Consider the following 18,833-nt stretch of genomic DNA (forward strand, 5'->3'; position numbering starts at 1 on the left):
CGTCAAAGACTCCCAATAGATCCCCCTTGATCCGGTCCTGCACGATAACGATCCAGCCAGGCCTGCATCATCAGCACGCCCCACAGATGGCTGTCCCAGTTGCGATGGCCCGACGTGTGTTCGCGCCACTTGCGCAGAATGGGTTCGGGCTCGAACCAGCCTTCCTGGCGCAAGCGCGCCGGGTCCAGCAGCGCGTCCGCCCATTCCCGCAAGGGGCCGCGCAACCACGCGGCCAGCGGCACGGCGAAGCCGCGCTTGGGGCGGTCCACCAGCGCCTGCGGCACGTGGCGATGCAGCACCTGGCGCAGCAGCCACTTGCCCGTATTGCCGCGCACCTTGTATTGATGCGGCAGGCTCCAGGCGAATTCATACACGCGGTGATCGATCAGCGGCACGCGCGTTTCCAGGCTGACGGCCATGGCGGCGCGGTCAACCTTGACCAGGATGTCGTCGGGCAGGTAAGTCACCGTGTCCAGCTTCATCATGGCTTCGAAGGTCGTGCCTTGCATGGCGCGCGCAAATTCCGAGACGGGTTCGACGCCACCTTTGACGACCTGGGACGGGTCCGCCCAGTACGACACGAAGTGGCGATAGAAATCGCCGCGCGAATCGGTGCGCAACAGTTCGCCCAGCTTGCCGACTTTGCCGCGCCACGCGCCGCGCCCGGGCAGATGCGTCGATGCGGTGAGCAGCGCGCCAGCGGGTTTGCGAAACAGCGCCGGAACGCGCTCGCACTGCTGCCACCACTTGTTCACGCGGAAATAGCGCGAGTAGCCGCCAAAGAGTTCATCGCCGCCGTCGCCCGACAAGGCCACGGTGACGTGCTGGCGCGCCATCTTCGTGACGAGCGACGTCGGAATCTGCGACGAATCGGCGAACGGTTCGTCATACATGTCCGCCAGCGACGGCACGACCGCCAACGCATCCGCCGCGGTCACATAAAGTTCAGTGTGGTCCGTGCCCAGATGGGTGGCGACGGCCTTGGCGTGTTGCGCCTCGTCGTAGCCCTTTTCGTGGAAACCGATCGCGAAGGTGCGCACGGGCTTGGCGCTTTGCGCCTGCATCAGCGCGACGATGGTCGACGAATCAATGCCGCCCGACAGGAAGGCGCCCAAGCTCACGTCCGACAACATCTGCCCGCCGACCGCCTTGGACAACACGGCTTCCAGCGCTTCGGTGGCTTGCGCGTCGGACTCAAACGTCAGCCGCGATTTGGCGGCAGCGTCGGCGGCGTCGCGCGCCGACCAGTACACGCGCGGCTCGGGCATGCGGCGGCTGCGGGTGTCGTCGGCGGTAAATTCCACCCACGTGCCCGGCGGCAGTTTGGCGATGCCTTGATAGATGGATTGCGGCGCGGGGATGTAGTTGTGCCGCATGAACGACGCGAGCGCGTTGCGGTTCAGGTCGCGGCCAAATCCGGGGATGGGCATCAAGCCCTTGAGCTCGGAAGCGAACACCAGTTCAGCGCCCGAGTAGCCGTAGTACAGCGGCTTTTCGCCCATGCGGTCGCGCGCCAGCATCAGCTTGCGCGAGGCGCGGTCCCATAAGGCGATGGCGAACATGCCCACCGCCGCCTGCAACGTGGCCTCGATGCCCAGCGCGGTAAAACCGGCCAGCAGGGTTTCGGTGTCGGAATGGCCGCGCCACGACGGCGCCAGCGCCGATTGCTCAAGCTGCTTGCGGATGTCCAGGTGGTTATAGACCTCGCCGTTGAACACCATCACATAGCGGCCGCACGCGGACGTCATGGGCTGGTGGCCGGCTTCGGTCAGGTCCAGGATCGCCAGGCGCACGTGCGCAAGCGCCAGCTCGGCCTCGGGGTCTTCCCAGAAACCGTTGCTGTCCGGCCCGCGGTGGCGGATGCGGCGGCAGCTTTCCGCCAGCACGCGTTCCTTGTTCCCGATGGGGCCCCAAATTCCGACTATTCCACACATGATGAGGTTCTCGTGGTCACCGTAGCAACGGCATGCGGGCCAGGCCTAGCGGCCCGGCGCGCGCACGCCGTCAAAAAGTTCTTGCCATTGTTGCAGCACGCGCGCGGCCGAAAAACGGTCGCGCACATCGGTTGCTGCCTGCGCCATCCGCTGGCGCCCTGCGTCGTTATCCATGACGTCCGCCAGCGCCTTGCACAGCGCCGGCACGTCGCCGTTGGGGCGTACCAAAACGCCATCAATGCCCTCGCGCACGATCTCGCGCGGGCCGGTATCGCAATCAAACGAGACCGCAGCCAAGCCGCTGGCCATCGATTCAAGCAAGGTGTTCGACAAGCCTTCAAAGCGCGACGTCAGCACATAGAGGTCAGCGCTGCCGTACCAGTCGCCTACGTTGCCGGCGCGTCCCGGCATCGCAATGCGCGAGGCCAGCCCGGCGTTGGTGACCTGCGCTTCCAGCGCGCGGCGTTCATCGCCTTCGCCCAGAATAACCAGATCCCAGTCCGGATGCGATGGCGCCAGCGTGGCAAAAGCCTGGATCAGCAGATCGAAGCCCTTGTCCGCATGCAAGCGGCCCACCGCCAACAGGCGTTTGCGGCCGTCGCCCGAAACCGGCGTCAACACGGGTTCGGCGCGCGGCAACGGCCAGTGCACCGGGTTGGGAATGACAGCCAGGCGCGAGCCCGGCACGTGTTGCTCGATCCAGTCTGCTGTGCCGCGCGTTAGCGCAACCACGCGCGCGGCGCGCGGATACGTCATGCGGCGCAGACGCTGCCACAAGCCCGACAGGGTTTGCGACGGGGGATGCGTGTGTTCGGTTGCGATCACGCGGCACGACAGGCCGCTCGCGGCCAGCACGGACAGCACGGAGGCGGTTGTCATCATGCCCAGCACGATGTCCGGGCGGAACGCCTTGATCACGCGGCGCAAGGCGCGCACGCGCTGCACATTGCTCCAGATGCCGCGCAGGCCGCCGCCCTCGCCTGCCGTGTGCAGGACTTCGCGGCGCACTTTCGGATGCAGCGTATAGACGTCGCCATCGGCGCTGGCCTGGGTCACCACCATGACTTCGCGGCCCATGTCGGCCCAATGCGCGCTCAGGTCGGCGGCAACCCGCTCAGCGCCGCCGCCATGCAGCGAATGAATGAACAGCAGCACGCGCAGCGCGCGGCCGGAGTCGGCGTCGGACATTCAATCGGCCTCCTTGGGTTCGGCCTTGCGCATCGCCACCACCAGGTAGCACGCGTAAGACAGCACATACATGAGGCTGGTCGCCAGCATGATGCCGGCCGCGCCCATCTTGGGCGCCAGCACAGTGTTCAACACGGCCTTCAACGCAAAATTGGCCACGGCGATGGCGGCCATGATGCGGTAACGGTTCTGGCTGGCCAGCAATTGCACCAGGATCAGCACGCCGAAATAGAACGGCAATTGCAGCAGGCCCCAGCGCAACACGTGCGCCACGGCCTCGGTATTTTCAGCGGTGAATGCGCCACGCTGAAACAGCACGGACACGCCCCACGGCGCCAGCACCCAGCCGATCGCCACGGCGGCCGCGCCCGCGCCCACCATCAGCACCGACCATTTCAGCGCCATGCTGCGCGCCCGCGCGGTGTCGCCGCGCGCTTGCACGTCGGCCAGCACCGGCAGCGCAGCGCGGCCCACCGACACGGCGCCAATGCCCAGCAACAACGACAGCAGCCGGCTGGCGTAACCCAGCGTGGCGTTGGCGTTGGCGCCCAGGTTCGCCGCGGCGTATTGGTCCAGCGGGCCGACAAAGCTCATTGCAACTTGGCCGATCAGCATCACGCCCGCCGCGCCCATCAGTTCGGGCCAGTGCGGCGAACGCAAGGTCAGCCTGGGTGCGCCCCAGAACCCCTTGTCGGCGCGCGCAGCCAGCCAGGCCAGCCACACGGTTTGAATCGCGTAGCCGACGAGCGTGCCCCACAGCAGCGGCCCCACGCCATCGGCGCTTACGGCCAGCATCACCCAGGCCAGCGTCGCCACGGCGGGCACGCTGTCCAGCAAGGTGTTGACGTGGCGTTCATGCGCACGCAGGCGCGCGGCGCTGATGCCGGCGATGAGCAGCAGGGCCGACACCGGGGCAAAGGCCACAAGCAGGTCGCCCGTCATGCCGCGCACGCGTTCAGGCAAGCCCTTGCCCAGCGCGTCGACCACGTAGGGCCACGCGAACCACGTGCCGATCGCCAGCGCAATACCCGCCGCGGCGACCCAGCCTTGTAGCTCTTTGATGAATTGGTTGCGTTCGGCGTCTTCGGCGCGGTTCAGGCGCACCAGCACCGGAATCAGTACCACCGACAGCACGCCCACGATCGTGACCGGCAGCCAGGTGGCCATGGTCATCGTGAACTGGTAGGCGTCCACGGCGTCGCTGACGCCGTAGCGGTACGCCACCGCCATCTCTTTGATGGCGCCGGCGGCCTTGCCCAACAAGAGGAACACCGCCACCCGGAACGCGCCTTTGAAAATGCGCTGATGGTCCGGGTGGATGTTTCCGAGTTTGCGGAGAAGTGCTTTCAAATCAACGCAGGAATTGCGTGTACCAGGGCATGGCCACTTCCAGGCCTTGCAGCACGGTGTGTGACGGCGCATAGCCCAGCAGACGGCCGGCCTTGCTGACGTCGGCCTGCGAGTGGCGCACGTCCCCTGCGCGGAAGTCGGCATACACCGGCTTCTTGGCGTAGGTCACGCTTTGGTTGCCCAGCGCCTTGACCAGGAATCCGAACAGGTCGTTCAACGTGCTGCGGCCGCTGACAGCCACGTTGTAGACCTGGTTGCGGGCTTCCGGCGGGGCCATTGCGGCCAGCAGGTTGGCTTGCACCGCGTTATCCACAAAGCAGAAGTCGCGGCTGGTTTCGCCGTCGCCGTTGATGGTGACGTCGTCGCCCTTGATCATCGCGGCGGTCCACTTCGGGATCACGGCGGCGTAGGCGCCGTCCGGGTCCTGGCGTTTGCCGAACACGTTGAAATAGCGCAGGCCCACGGTTTCGAAGCCGTACGAACGGGCGAACACGTCGGCGTACAGCTCGTTCACGTACTTGGTCACGGCGTACGGAGACAAAGGCTTGCCGATGTTCTCTTCCACCTTCGGCAACGCCGGGTGGTCGCCGTACGTGGAGCTGGACGCGGCATACACGAACGACTTCACGCCGGCGTCGCGCGCGGCGACCAGCATGTTCAGAAAGCCGCCGATGTTCACTTCGTTCGTGGTGATCGGGTCTTTCAGCGAGCGCGGCACGGAACCCAGCGCGGCTTGGTGCAACACGAAGTCCACGCCTTCCGTGGCGCGCTGGCAAGCGGCCAGGTCACGGATATCGCCTTCAACGAAGGTGAAGCGCGCCCATTGCTCAGGCGACACCGAGTCGCGCACTTCATCCAGATTGCGCTGGTGGCCGGTGGCGAAGTTATCCAGGCCGGTGACGGTCTGGTTCAGTTTCAGCAGCGTTTCCAGCAGGTTGGAGCCGATGAAGCCGGCGCAGCCGGTCACGAGCCACTTGCGCGGCGCGGCCGACAGTTCCTGCTTGAGGGTCTCAAAACGTGTAGTCATGGCGCAATCCTTACAGACGCAGATCGGATTCGGCGGGCGACAGCACGTACTTCAAGTCGTACAGGATGTGTTGCGCCTTGCCCAGCTTGCGGATGCCTTCGGCGCCCATGGCCTTGAATTGGTTGTGCGCCACCGCGAGGATGACGGCGTCGTACTTGCCTTCCTCGGGCTTGGCGACCGGGGTCAGGCCGTATTCATGCACGGCTTCTTCCGGGTCGACCCACGGGTCGTACACGTCGACGTCGACGTTGTAGTCGCCCAGTTCACGCACGATGTCCACGATGCGCGTGTTGCGCAAGTCGGGGCAGTTTTCCTTGAAGGCCAGGCCCATGACCAGCACGCGCGCGCCTTGCACATGGATGCGCTGCTTGGTCATGGCCTTGACCAGCTGCGACACCACGTAGCCGCCCATCGAGTCATTCAGGCGGCGGCCCGCCAGGATGATCTCGGGGTGGTAGCCGATGGATTGCGCCTTGTGGGTCAGGTAGTACGGGTCCACGCCGATGCAGTGGCCGCCGACCAGACCCGGACGGAACGGCAGGAAGTTCCACTTGGTGCCGGCAGCTTGCAGCACGGCTTCGGTGTCGATGCCCATCTTGTTGAAGATCAGGGCCAGTTCGTTGATCAGCGCAATGTTCACGTCGCGCTGCGTGTTCTCGATCACCTTGGCGGCTTCGGCCACGCGGATGCTGGACGCCTTGTGCGTGCCGGCGGTGATGATTTCCTTGTACAGCTGGTCGACCAGTTCGGCGACTTCAGGCGTGGAGCCGGAGGTGACCTTCTTGATCGTGCTGACGCGGTGTTCTTTGTCGCCCGGGTTGATGCGCTCGGGGCTGTAGCCGGCGTAGAAGTCCACGTTGAACTTCAGGCCCGACACGCGTTCCAGCACCGGCACGCAATCTTCTTCGGTAGCGCCCGGATACACGGTCGATTCATAGATGACGATGTCGCCGCGCTTGAGCACGGCGCCGATCGTTTCGCTGGCCTTGACCAGCGGGGTCAGGTCGGGCTGCTTGTATTCGTCGATAGGCGTGGGCACGGTCACGATGAACACGTTGGCCTGGCCCAGTTCGGCGCGGTCGGCGGTATAGCTCAGCTGAGCGGCTTGGGCCAGCTCTTCGTCGCTGACTTCCAGCGTATGGTCGTGACCCGCTTTCAATGCATCGATACGGCGCGTATTGATATCGAACCCGATGACCGAGCGCTTCTTGCCGAACTCCACCGCCAGGGGCAGACCGACGTAGCCAAGGCCAACGACAGCGAGTTTCACATCCTGAATTCGCAACATAACTCTCCCTTCACCGTAGATCGACTACGGCATTTTAAATATGGTCGGGTGATTGATAACCGAGCCCCCGGCGGCATTCGCCGGGGCACTCAAAACTAATCCGAGGTCTTCAAAACGGACGGCAAGAGCAGCCATCCCGGACGGCGCCAGGACACCAGGCGCGCGTACAGCCAGATATAGACGCTGGCGAACACCACCAGACTGGCGCAGAGCGCCCAGGCGTTGTCCCACCAGATGGTGGCCGGCACCAACCCGATCAACGCCAGCACCCACATGTAGGGCGACGCCATCGCGTTGCACAGCGCCGGCACCGCATGACGGCGGCCGCGGCTGAACGTCACACGAACCAGGCGGCGGAACACCAACTGGTGCAAGTGCAACGCATCCGGCTGATCAACCGGCACGCCACGCTTGAAGCGGCGGCGCCAGATCGAAAAGCCCGTTTCGAATACCGGGTAAAACAGCACGGCCAAGGCGTAGAACGGCGACACCGAGGGGTTGCGCACCACCAGCAACACCGCCAGCTCGGCCAGCATGAAGCCCAGGAAGTACGCGCCGCCATCGCCCAGGAACACTCGGCCGAACGGGAAGTTCCAAACCAAGAACCCCAAGGTGGCCGAGGCCAGGGCCGCAGAAATCAGGAAGATCGGCACGTCGCCCACTTGCAGCGCCACCAAGCTGATCGACACCGCCATCAACGTGGCGACCATGCCGGCCAAGCCGTTCATGCCGTCAACGATGTTCAGCGCGTGCGTACAGCCGCCCACCGCAAACATGGTGAACAGCAGCGACACGGGCCAATAGGACAGCACGTAATCCACCGGCGCCATGCCGACACGGCTGACGCCGCCCAGCAGCCACCACGCGATTGCGGCCGACAAAAATGCCGCCAGCAAACGCTTGCTGGCGCCGATATCTTTGGTGATGTCTTCGAGCAAGCCCGCGACGAACACCGGCAAGGCGGCAACAAACAGCGCCGGCCAAAGCCAGGTCAGGGTCATGTTTGCGGGGCCCAGCACAAGCAGGCCCAGCAGCGTGCCAGCAAGCACGGCCAAACCGCCGACGCGAGGCGTGGCGCGGGAATGGTTGGCTTGCGGTTTATTGAGGTCGCTGTCGCCGGTAAAACGGCCATGCCAGCGTTCCGACCAGACGATCGCCCCGCCAACAAGGAACGCGACCACGCATATGTACAGCCAGGTCACAAGATCACCTCTGGTTGGTCTATCGAGACAGGCCCGCCATTATCGGGGGCAGGTGTAACGCCCATATATGGGAGCGATAAGGAAGTGCAATTCACAGGCACGAAACGTAACACCCGAATTTGGGCTGTTCGAAAGCCAACCCGCCGTGGCCGGGAAGGGGCGGATGCAACAACACCGCGAACGCGCGGAAGGTCAGGTTTCATGCGAAGGATTGTAGAGCTTTCCGCCTCGGAACACGCGAAATATCCCAGGGAAAACGCGGATGCCGCCATAGGGAGGAGACGGCGAATGGCCGCACTGGCGGTGTCGCGCGCCTTAAAAATAGGGACGGATTATTTTGACGTAAAAAAAAGCCCGAGATCGTGAGATCTCGGGCTAAATCCACCAAAGGAGGAGGGTGGAGGAGACAACCGTGGCATGTTGGGAGCTGACCTTCTGCTCGCTGCGCTGTCGGGGTTTTGCACCGCGCCGACTGCGTTTCAACATCCGATGAGTGAATAGTACCGAGGTTTTTTGTGCGTTGCAAGAATTTTTTTAATCTCTTTAGAAGGCCAGATTTCACGTTGCGTTTTTGCCGCAAATTTCAATCCGACCCTCTGAAGACCCGCACAAACAATAGGTCTAGCCAAAAAAAGGGTTTTTGCCGAATGGGTAAACCCCTTGGGGATTTACCCTGAACGGCACCGGGTAATCCCACCCTGTTTTTTGCACCAGATCAGTGCGCTGCGCACCACAACGTTGCGGAATTTGCGCACTGCAACATTTTAGCAACCGCCGATGTCAGATCCAGTACGCCGTCGTCGTCATGACCTTGGACATGGCGCGCATGGCCGTCTTTACTGGGCCCGGCAGCGGCACGCCCCCTGCCCGCTCGGCGCTGGCGCGGTGCTCGGCCTCGTCATCCTTCATCTTTCGGACGATTTCGCGCGAGCGCTCGTCCTGCACCGGTAAGGTGCGTAAATGTTCTTCCAGATGGGCCTCGACCTGCCGCTCGGTTTCAGCCATGAAGCCCAGATTTTTTGGCACGCCGGCCACGCTGGCCAGCACGCCCATGGCAAACGAACCCGCGTACCAGACCGGATTCAGCAGGCTGGGCCGGCTGTTCAGCTCGGTCAATCGCTCGTTGCACCAGACCAGATGGTCCACTTCTTCCGACGCAGCGTTCAGCAGCAACTCGCGCGGAGCGGGTTCGCGGCACACAGACGCCTGCCCCCGATACAACGCCTGCGCGCAGACCTCGCCCACATGGTTCACCCGCATCAAGCCCGCGGCGTGGCGTTTTTCCTGCGCGGACAGGGTATCCGGCGCCTCGGGKGCCTTGGCGGGATAGGGCCGGCCGGCGGTGGCGCTGTTGGACAGCACGCGCAGCGCGCGGTCGGCTTCGGCCAGCAAGGCATCCAGGGGGCTCGTCCGGCGCAGGAAGGAAACAGGGCCGGATCGGGACAGGGCGGTGGACATGGACTACTCCTCGAGAAGACTGGCGCGCACACCCCTGATGCGGGGCGGGGCTCTCGTGCCTGGAATTGTACGCAACAGGTATCATCAGCCATTGACTGCGCTCAAAGCTCAAGGACACTCGAAATGGAATGCACGATCGACTGGGGCGGCCCCAATGGCATGCTCTTTACCGCCAGCACCGGCAGCGGCCATGTGGCCGTGATGGATGGCGCTGTAGACGGCGGCGGACACAATCTGGCCCCCCGCCCGATGGAAATGCTGCTGGCCGGCACCGGCGGCTGCACGGCCTATGACGTGGTGCTGATCCTGAAGCGTGGCCGTCATGCGGTTACGGGTTGCAGCGTCAAGCTCCAGGCAGATCGCGCCGATACCGACCCGAAGGTCTTCACCCGCATCCATTTCGCATTCACCGTCACCGGCCGCAATCTGCCGCAAGCCGCCGTCGAACGCGCGGTGCAGTTGTCGCACGAGAAGTACTGCTCGGCCTCGGCCATGCTGGAAAAGACCGCGGCCATGACGTTCTCGGTTGAAATCGTCGACACGCAGGAAGCGCCCGCCGCTGCCTGAGGACCGCCATGAAACAATATCTAGACCTCGTTCAATCCATCCTGGACACCGGCTCGTGGCAGGAAAACCGAACGGGCATCCGCACGATCAGCATGCCGGGCGCGTCGCTGCGCTTTGACCTGCAAAAAGGCTTCCCCGCCGTCACCACCAAGAAGCTGGCCTTCAAGTCCGCCATTGGTGAAATGGTGGGTTTCATGCGGGCCTCGCGCAGCGCCGCGGAATTCCGTGAACTGGGCTGCAAGGTCTGGGACCAGAACGCCAACGAGAACAGCCAGTGGCTGGCCAACCCGTACCGCGAAGGCCCGGACGACCTGGGCCCCGTGTACGGCGTGCAATGGCGCCAGTGGCCCGCCTATAAGGTATTGGACGCCAGCCGCCCGGCCCAGATCGAAGACGCCTTGTCGCGCGGCTACGCCAAGGTCTCTGACCTGAATGAAGGCGGCGTGGCGAAGGTGCTGATGTACAAGGCCGTGGACCAGTTGCGTCAATGCCTGGACACCATCCATGAACGCCCGGGCGACCGCCGCATCCTGTTCCACGGCTGGAACTGGGCGCAGATCGAAGAAATGGCGCTGCCGCCCTGCCATCTGCTCTATCAATTCCTACCCAACGCGACCACGCGCGAGATCTCGCTCTGCCTGTACATCCGTTCCAACGATGTCGGGCTGGGCACGCCGTTCAATCTGACGGAAGGCGCCGCGCTGCTGCATCTGGTGGGGCGCCTGACCGGCTACACCCCGCGCTGGTTCACGTACTTCATTGGCGACGCGCACATCTACGAAAACCACCTGCCGATGCTGCGCGAACAGCTCACCCGCGAGCCGTACGAATCGCCCAAGCTGGTGCTCTCTGATCGCATCCCCGATTTCGCCGTCACGGGCCGCTACGAACCCGAATGGCTGGAAAAGGTGGAACCGGGCGATTTCTCGTTGTCCGGCTACACGCATCACGCCCCCCTCACCGCGCCCATGGCCGTGTAAGATCGCGCCCGGCTTGCCGACTCCGGCAATCCGGGACGCGACCCCTAACCGCCGCTGGCGCCGCCGCGGCGGGTTTGCCGCGCTCGTCGGCCTTAAGTGAAGATTGGTGAGCTTCTGGAAGCGCGATTTCGGTATAACCCATCCCTTAGCCACGGACGCGCGTCCAGAGTTTCGCGCGCGCCCAGGCTTCCGACCGGCCCATGCCGCGCCGCGCCTGTCGCTTGCCGCAATGCAGCGCGGCACACCCGGCAGCGCCAACCGCAGGCCATGCCCGCCGCATCCCCCTTCCCGACAAGAGAGTACGTAAATCGCCAGCGTCGACTGAAGCAGTGTCTTACGACCCAATTGCAACGGTTGACTACTAATTGATTTGATTTGAGGCCGGCGCGACAGCAGCAAGCGCTCAGGACAGGACCCCACACATGCTCGTTGGAACTTATAACCCTTCGCTCGTCCTCGTATCCCTAGGGGTCGCCATCCTGGCGTCATATACGGCGTTGGGCATGGCCAATCGCGTAAGGGCCTCGAACGGGCTGCCAGCCGCACGCTACTGGTTGGCAGGGGGTGCGTTCGCCATGGGCATCGGCATCTGGTCCATGCACTTTGTCGGCATGCTGGCCTTCAATCTGCCCATTCCCATGGGCTACGACCTGCCGCTGACCGCCTTGTCGCTGGCCATCGCCATCGGCTGCTCGGCCTTTGCTCTGTGGATTGTCTGCAAGGACGAACTGCCCTGGACCAGACTGGTGGCGGGCGCCCTGCTGATGGGCGCGGGCATTGCCGCGATGCATTACCTGGGCATGGCCGCCATGCGGATGGCGCCCGGCATCGACTACGACCCCAAATGGTTCGCGCTGTCGATCGGGATTGCCGTGGCCGCCTCGGGCGCCGCGCTGTGGATTACCTACCGGCTGCGCCATGACGGGCCGCGCGTGGCCTTGTCCCGCCCGTTGGCGTCCGTCGTCATGGGCATCGCCATCGTGGGCATGCATTATTCGGGCATGGAAGCTGCAAGTTTTCCTGCCGGCAGCATCTGCATGGCCGCCGACGGCGGCATCTCGGCCGGCTGGCTGGCCATTGCCGTTACCGCCGTCACGCTGAGCGTGCTGGCCATCGCCCTGGTCGTGGCCGTGCTGGACAACCGGCTGGAGGCGCGCACGTCGGCGCTAGCCTCTTCGTTGGCCGAAGCCAACGAAGAGCTGGTGCAACTGGCGCTGCATGACACGCTGACCAAGCTGCCCAACCGCATCCTGCTTGAAGACCGCATGGAGCAGGCGATTGAAAGCGCGAGCCGCCGCAAGGGCTATTTCGCGGTGTTGTTCTTCGACCTGGATGGCTTCAAGGCGGTCAACGACGCCTATGGCCACCACACCGGCGACGCGCTGCTGATCGACCTGGCCCAACGCATCCGCCAGGCGCTGCGCACGCAGGACACCGTTGCCCGCCTGGGTGGCGACGAATTCATCGTGTTAAGCGAAGTCATCGAACCCACCGACGCCGCCAACGTGGCCGACCGCCTGATCGAAGCCATCGCCCGCCCCGTCATGGTCTATGGCCACGAAGTGCTGGTGACCTCCAGCGTGGGCATCGCCATCTACCCCAACGATGGCGAAGACACCCATACGCTGCTGACCAACGCCGACGCCGCGATGTATCACGCCAAGCGCCTGGGCGGCACCGGCTACAGCTTCTTCGAGCCGTCCATGAACGCGGACGCGCATGAACAGATCGAATTGCTGCACGACCTGCGGCTGGCGCAGGAACGCGGCCAGTTCGTGCTGCACTATCAGCCCAAGTACGAAGCGCCCGCCGGCCCCATCATGGGCGCCGAAGCGCTGCTGCGCTGGAACCATCCCACGCGCGGCCTGGTTGGGCCCGATCAGTTCATTCCCACGGCCGAGAAGACGGGCCTGATCCTGTCGATCGGGGAATGGGTCATCAACGAAGCCTGCCGCCAGATGCGGGAATGGATCAACGCCGGCCAAGGCCACTGGACCATCGCCGTCAACATTTCGGCCTTGCAGTTCGCCCACGCCAGCCTGGTGGAAACCGTGCGCTCGGCGCTGGCGCGCCACGATGTGCCGCCCGCCTGCCTGACCCTGGAAGTGACCGAATCCACCGCCATGCGCGACGCCGAAGCCAGCCTGGCCGTGCTCAAACGCCTGTCGGGGCTGGGCGTCACCATTTCCATCGACGACTTCGGCACCGGGTATTCCAGCCTGCTGTATCTGAAGCGCCTGCCCGCCACCGAACTGAAGATTGACCGCGGCTTTGTGAACCAGCTGGAAAACGACAATGAGGACGCGGCCATTGTGTCCGCCATCGTCGCGCTGGCGCAGCAGCTGAATCTGCGGATCGTGGCCGAGGGCGTGGAAACCGCCGCACAACAGAAGTTCCTGACGGGCCTGGGTTGCGATTCGCTGCAAGGCTTCCTGCTGGGCCGCCCGATGCCGGCGACGGAATTCCTGGAACACGCGGTAGGTTGACGCGGTAGGTTGAAGCAGTAGGTTGACGCGGCCAATACGGCCGCACCGGACCTGACCGGGCGGCGGAATTTGCTACGCTTACGCCGTTGCGCTGGCCGACCCCCGGCCCGCCCCCAACCGTAGCAAGCCCGCATGCCCGCCAGCCTTACCCTGATCGTCGCCTACTCCACCAATCGCGCCATCGGCCGCGACAACGCCCTGCCCTGGAAACTGCCGGGCGATCTGGCGCACTTCAAGCGCAGCACGCTGGGCCACCCCATCATCATGGGCCGCAAGACCTGGGATTCGCTGGGCCGCCCGCTGCCGGGCCGACTCAACATCGTGATCAGCCGCAACCCGGACTTTGCCGCCACGGGCGCCACTGTCGTGCCCACGCTGGACGCCGCCATCGCCACCTGCGGCGATGTGGATCAAGCCTTCGTGATTGGCGGTGCGCAGATCTACACGCACGCGCTGCCGCTTGCCCAACGCGTGCTGGCAACGGAAGTTCATGCCGACGTGGAAGGCGACGCGTTTTTCCCGTTGCTGCCCGCCTTCCAGTGGAAGGAAACCGCGCGCGAAAAACAGCCGGCGGAAAACGGATATGAGTACGATTTTGTGACCTATGAAAGGTCGGGCGCCTGATGGGTTTGCGCGTTGGGCAGCTGGGTTCTTTTTTGCAGCTTTGCGCGCTACACCCATCCTACGGACGGCGGCGCAGCGGCGGCATCGGACCACACGCTCATCGCGCGTCACCCATCAAACCGCCCCCGCATTCCTCATGAACCGCCACAACGCTGGCGCTTCGGAATACGCCACGTTGAACCGCACCCAGGGCGTATCGGCTTCATCCACTTCAAAGTAAGACCCCGGCGCCAGCCAGATACCGTCCTTCAGCGCCAATTCGGCCAGGCCGTTCGCGCCGCGCGCCCGCCATTCGCCCGCCACCTTGGCCCACAGGAACAGGCCGCCTTGGGGCCGCCCATACACGTCGAATCCGTGCTGCCGCATCTGCTCGGCCACCACGGTATGCGCCCCGGCCAGCCGTTCCCGCGTGCGCGCGATGTGCGCGCGGTAGCGCCCTTCGCGAATGACCTGGTGCACGATGCGCTCCATGATCTCGGGTGAAGTCAGCCCCACCGCCATCTTCGTGCGCGCAATGTCACGCACCAGATCACGATGCGCCACCACATACCCCACCCGCACCGACGGGCTGATGACTTTGGAATAGCCGCCCAGATACACCACGCGCCGCGCGCCATCCAGCGCCGCCAGCATCGGCGTCACGCCCGGCGCGAGTTCGCGAGAGATATCGTCTTCAATCACCCACAAGCCATGCCGCTCGGCCGCTTGCAGAATCCGGAACGCGTTGGCCATGCCGATGCTGGCGCCCGACGGGTTCTGCAAGGCGGTGTTGATGAACAGCGCGCGCGGCCGGTGCTGGGCCGCCACGCGTTCCAGCGCGTCGCAATCCAGCCCGTCCACCGTGCGCGGCACCGATACCACACGCAGCCCCGCCAGCCGCAGCATCTGCAACAGGTTCGCGTAGGCGGGCTGTTCGACCACTACCGTGTCGCCCGGCCGCAGCAGCGTGCGGATCACCATGTCCAGACCGTGCGTGACGCCCTGGGTCAGCAGCACCTGCGACACCTCCACGTCCATGCCCTGCGCGCTTAACGTTGCCGCGATGGTCTCGCGCAACGGCGCGTAGCCGTACGGATGCCCATAATTGGCGATACGCATGGCCGGCACGCGCCCCACGTGCCGCAGCGCCACGTGCATGCCTTCTTCATTCAGCCATTCACCGGGCAGCCAGCCGCAACCCGACTTGATCGGGATGGAATGGTCCGCAAAGATGTCCGACAGCAGCCAGCCGGCATTCAGCCGCGGCGGCTCCCATGACAGCGGTTCGCCCCGGCGCGCGGGCGCGTCGGGCGTGGCCACCCGGTAGCCCGCGCCGGGCCGCGCCGCCAGCCAGCCCAAAGACACCAACCGGCTGTAGGCGCTGGCCACCGTGAAGGTGCTGACACCGTACTGCCGGGCAAACTCGCGCACCGAGGGTAGGGACATACCCGGACGCAGGGTCTGTTCCTCGATGGCGCGCAGAATGGCCGCGACCAGCTGTTCGACGAGTGTCGGCGCGAGTCCACGGGCACGGTTAGGCTGGAAATCAATCACGGAGATAACTGTACAGTTGGGCCACTCGTGACTATACAGTTAGCGGCCTTTGCGCAGATCGTATATTTTCATTCCCCGTAGGACGTACCAGAATCATTCGAATCGCGGCGGCTGCGCCCTATTCATGCAGACCCGCCGCTTGTCCTTACCCTGGAGCCGCCATGAACGCCCCCGCCGAGTTGCCCGATCTGTCTCATCTCTGGATGCCCTTCACTGCCAACAAGCAGTTCAAGGCGCACCCGCGCATGCTGGCAACGGCCAAAGGCATGCATTACACGTCGGCCGATGGCCGCCAGATTCTGGACGGCACCGCCGGCCTGTGGTGCGTCAACGCCGGCCATGGCCGCCAGGAAATCGTCGATGCGATCTCCCGCCAGGCCGGCATCATGGACTACGCGCCGGGCTTCCAGCTGGGCCACCCGCTGGCCTTTGAAGCCGCCACCGCCGTCGCCGGCCTGATGCCGCAAGGGCTGGACCGCGTCTTCTTCACGAACTCGGGTTCCGAATCCGTCGACACCTCGCTGAAAATTGCCCTGGCCTACCACCGCGCCCGCGGCGAAGGCCAGCGCACCCGCCTGATCGGCCGTGAACGCGGCTACCACGGCGTGGGCTTTGGCGGCATCTCGGTCGGCGGCATTTCGACCAACCGCAAGACCTTCTCGGGCGCGCTGCTGCCCGCCGTCGACCACCTGCCCCACACGCACAACCTGGAGCAGAACGCCTACTCCCAGGGCCAGCCTGCCTGGGGTGCGCACCTGGCCGAAGAACTGGAACGCATCGTCGCCCTGCACGACGCGTCCACCATTGCGGCAGTCATCGTCGAACCCATGGCGGGTTCCACCGGCGTGCTGATTCCGCCCAAGGGCTATCTGGAAAAGCTGCGCGAGATCACGTCCAAGCACGGCATCCTGCTGATTTTTGACGAAGTCATCACCGCCTACGGCCGCCTGGGCGCCGCCACTGCCTCCGAATTCTTCGGCGTCACGCCGGACATCATCGCCATGGCCAAGGGCGTCAGCAACGCCGCCGTGCCGGCCGGCGCAGTGGCCGTCAAACGCGAAGTCCACGACGCCATCGTCAACGGCCCGGCAGGCGGCATCGAATTCTTCCACGGCTATACCTATTCGGCGCACCCGCTGGCCGCCGCCGCCATTCTGGCCACGCTGGACATCTACCGCCGCGACGAACTTTTTGCCCGCGCCCGCAAGCTGTCTGGCGCCTTCCAGGACGCCGCCCACAGCCTGAAGGGCGCGCCGCACGTCATCGACGTGCGCAATCTGGGTCTCGTCGCCGGCATCGAACTGTCTTCGCGTGCCGGTGCGCCGGGCGCCCGCGCAGGCGAAGTGTTCCAGAAGTGCTTCGACAACGGCCTGATGGTGCGTTATACCGGCGACATCATCGCCGTCTCGCCGCCGCTGATCATCGACGAGGCCCAGATCGGCCAAATCTTCGAACAGATCGGCAAGGTGCTGAAAGAAGTCGCTTGAGCCTGATGTTGACCTCAACATGTTGGCCTCAAGATATTGACCTCAACACAGTGACCCCAAGATGGTGACCCAAACATCGCGGCCCTGCCGCGCATCCTGACCCAATCCCGCGGGCGGCCGATGGCCGCCCTCGGGCGTTTTTAAAGAACTCCGCTTCGAGCCTCCGCACCATGAAGAAGATTCCTCATTTCATCAACGGCCAACACTACGAAGGCCGCAGCAGCCGCTACGCTGATGGCTTCAACCCCGCCACCGGCGAGATCAGCTCGTCGATTCCCCTGGCGTCCAACGAAGACGTGGCGCTGGCCGTCGCCGCCGCCAAGGCTGCGTTCCCGGCCTGGTCGGAAACGCCGGCGCTCAAGCGCGCGCGCATCCTGTTCAACTTCAAGGCGCTGTTGGATCAGCACCAGGACGAACTGGCCGAACTCATCACCCGCGAACACGGCAAGGTCTTCTCCGACGCCAAGGGCGAAGTGATGCGCGGCATCGAAATCGTCGAATTCGCCTGCGGCATTCCGCAACTGCTCAAGGGCCAGTACTCCGACCAGATCGGCGGCGGCATCGACAACTGGAGCATGCGCCAGGCCCTGGGCGTGGTGGCTGGCGTTACGCCGTTCAACTTCCCGATGATGGTGCCGTGCTGGATGTTCCCGGTGGCCATCGCCTGCGGCAACACCTTCGTGCTCAAGCCGTCTGAACGCGACCCCTCGGCGTCCTTGCGTCTGGCCGAACTGCTGACCGAAGCCGGCCTGCCGCCGGGCGTCTTCAACGTCGTGCATGGCGACAAGCAATCCGTTGACGCGCTGATCGCGCATCCGGATGTTGAAGCGCTGTCGTTCGTCGGGTCGACCCCGATCGCCGAATACATCTACGCCGAAGGCACCAAGCGCGGCAAGCGCGTGCAGGCGCTGGGCGGCGCCAAGAACCACCTGGTGGTGATGCCCGATGCCGACCTCGACCAAGTCACCGACGCATTGATGGGCGCAGCCTACGGCTCGGCCGGCGAACGCTGCATGGCGATTTCCGTGGCCGTGGCGGTGGGCGACGTGGCCGACAAGGTGGTCGAACGCCTGATCCCGCGCGTGAAGGCGCTGATCGTCAAAGACGGCATGCAGTCAGACGCCGAAATGGGCCCGCTGGTTACCGCGCAGCACCGCAACAAGGTCGTGGGCTACATCGAAGACGGCATCGCGTCCGGCGCCGATCTGGTGGTGGATGGCCGCGGCCTGAAGGTGCCTGGCAACGAAAAGGGTTACTTCCTGGGCGGCACGCTGTTCGACAACGTCAAGCCCGCGATGAACATCTACCGCGAAGAAATCTTCGGCCCCGTGCTGTGCGTCGTGCGCGTGCCGGACTTCGCCAGCGCAGTCGAACTCATCAACGCGCATGAATTCGGCAACGGCGTGGCGTGCTTCACGTCCGACGGCGGCGTGGCGCGCGCCTTTGCCCGCCAGATCAAGGTGGGCATGGTCGGCATCAACGTGCCGATTCCCGTGCCGATGGCATGGCATTCGTTTGGCGGCTGGAAGCGTTCGCTGTTTGGCGACCACCACGCTTACGGCGAAGAAGGCATCCGCTTCTACTCGCGCTACAAGAGCGTGATGCAGCGCTGGCCGGACAGCATCGCCAAGGGCGCGGAATTCACCATGCCCGTGGCGAAGTAATCCTTCGCTTCGCCCCACGACGTTTCAACAAGCCCTACAGAAGGA

At 64.5% G+C, this 18,833-nt stretch carries 14 protein-coding genes; 6 read left to right on the plus strand and 8 right to left on the minus strand.

Annotated features, from left to right (window positions below; translation table 11 throughout):
* Window positions 1–2: 2 nt before the first annotated feature.
* The 7 genes from asnB to coq7 all read right to left on the minus strand — a co-directional run bounded on the left by asnB (window position 3) and on the right by coq7 (window position 9,447).
* On the minus strand, window positions 3–1,934 hold the full coding sequence (asnB, locus tag AC1DB0_RS24110; RefSeq protein ID WP_342066231.1) for an asparagine synthase (glutamine-hydrolyzing): 1,932 nt from the start codon (window positions 1,932–1,934) through the stop codon (window positions 3–5).
* Window positions 1,935–1,979: 45 nt separating this feature from the next.
* Entirely contained in the window at window positions 1,980–3,122 is a 1,143-nt protein-coding gene (locus AC1DB0_RS24115) for a glycosyltransferase family 4 protein (protein ID WP_447578757.1), read from the minus strand.
* Window positions 3,123–4,472: a murein biosynthesis integral membrane protein MurJ gene (murJ, locus tag AC1DB0_RS24120; RefSeq protein WP_054423172.1), complete on the minus strand. Its 1,350-nt coding sequence runs from the start codon at window positions 4,470–4,472 to the stop codon at window positions 3,123–3,125.
* A gap of 1 nt (window position 4,473) precedes the next feature.
* Complete coding sequence (locus AC1DB0_RS24125) at window positions 4,474–5,499, minus strand: SDR family oxidoreductase (protein ID WP_441371609.1); 1,026 nt, start codon at window positions 5,497–5,499, stop codon at window positions 4,474–4,476.
* Between the two features lie 10 nt (window positions 5,500–5,509).
* Window positions 5,510–6,787, minus strand: a complete 1,278-nt coding sequence (gene tviB, locus AC1DB0_RS24130; protein ID WP_476758111.1) for a Vi polysaccharide biosynthesis UDP-N-acetylglucosamine C-6 dehydrogenase TviB — start codon at window positions 6,785–6,787, stop codon at window positions 5,510–5,512.
* Window positions 6,788–6,882: 95 nt separating this feature from the next.
* Entirely contained in the window at window positions 6,883–7,989 is a 1,107-nt protein-coding gene (locus AC1DB0_RS24135; RefSeq protein WP_054423174.1) for an MraY family glycosyltransferase, read from the minus strand.
* A 780-nt stretch (window positions 7,990–8,769) separates the two neighbouring features.
* The gene (coq7, locus tag AC1DB0_RS24140; RefSeq protein WP_476758112.1) at window positions 8,770–9,447 is read right to left on the minus strand and encodes a 2-polyprenyl-3-methyl-6-methoxy-1,4-benzoquinone monooxygenase; all 678 of its coding nucleotides are present in this window, start codon (window positions 9,445–9,447) and stop codon (window positions 8,770–8,772) included.
* 123 nt (window positions 9,448–9,570) lie between these two features.
* Between coq7 and AC1DB0_RS24145 the strand changes: the two genes are divergently transcribed.
* The 4 genes from AC1DB0_RS24145 to AC1DB0_RS24160 all read left to right on the plus strand — a co-directional run bounded on the left by AC1DB0_RS24145 (window position 9,571) and on the right by AC1DB0_RS24160 (window position 14,104).
* Entirely contained in the window at window positions 9,571–10,014 is a 444-nt protein-coding gene (locus tag AC1DB0_RS24145; protein ID WP_054423176.1) for an OsmC family protein, read from the plus strand.
* An 8-nt stretch (window positions 10,015–10,022) separates the two neighbouring features.
* The gene (locus tag AC1DB0_RS24150; protein WP_427949687.1) at window positions 10,023–10,994 is read left to right on the plus strand and encodes a thymidylate synthase; all 972 of its coding nucleotides are present in this window, start codon (window positions 10,023–10,025) and stop codon (window positions 10,992–10,994) included.
* 422 nt (window positions 10,995–11,416) lie between these two features.
* Window positions 11,417–13,480, plus strand: coding sequence for a putative bifunctional diguanylate cyclase/phosphodiesterase (locus AC1DB0_RS24155; protein ID WP_054423178.1), 2,064 nt, complete (start codon window positions 11,417–11,419; stop codon window positions 13,478–13,480).
* A 132-nt stretch (window positions 13,481–13,612) separates the two neighbouring features.
* Window positions 13,613–14,104, plus strand: coding sequence for a dihydrofolate reductase (locus AC1DB0_RS24160; RefSeq protein ID WP_447578758.1), 492 nt, complete (start codon window positions 13,613–13,615; stop codon window positions 14,102–14,104).
* A gap of 114 nt (window positions 14,105–14,218) precedes the next feature.
* Here AC1DB0_RS24160 and AC1DB0_RS24165 read toward each other — a convergent pair whose 3' ends face one another.
* Window positions 14,219–15,637 (minus strand): aminotransferase-like domain-containing protein, encoded by a 1,419-nt coding sequence (locus AC1DB0_RS24165; protein WP_175170924.1) that lies wholly within the window; start codon window positions 15,635–15,637, stop codon window positions 14,219–14,221.
* Between the two features lie 161 nt (window positions 15,638–15,798).
* Here AC1DB0_RS24165 and aptA point away from each other — a divergent pair, with 161 nt between their 5' ends.
* Entirely contained in the window at window positions 15,799–17,124 is a 1,326-nt protein-coding gene (aptA, locus tag AC1DB0_RS24170) for an omega-aminotransferase AptA (RefSeq protein WP_054423181.1), read from the plus strand.
* 170 nt (window positions 17,125–17,294) lie between these two features.
* Window positions 17,295–18,788 carry a CoA-acylating methylmalonate-semialdehyde dehydrogenase gene (locus tag AC1DB0_RS24175; protein WP_054423182.1) on the plus strand — a complete coding sequence of 498 codons (1,494 nt, stop codon included), beginning with the start codon at window positions 17,295–17,297 and terminating at the stop codon, window positions 18,786–18,788.
* The last annotated feature ends 45 nt before the right edge of the window (window positions 18,789–18,833 follow it).

This window comes from Achromobacter sp. 10T422 (genome assembly GCF_056394065.1).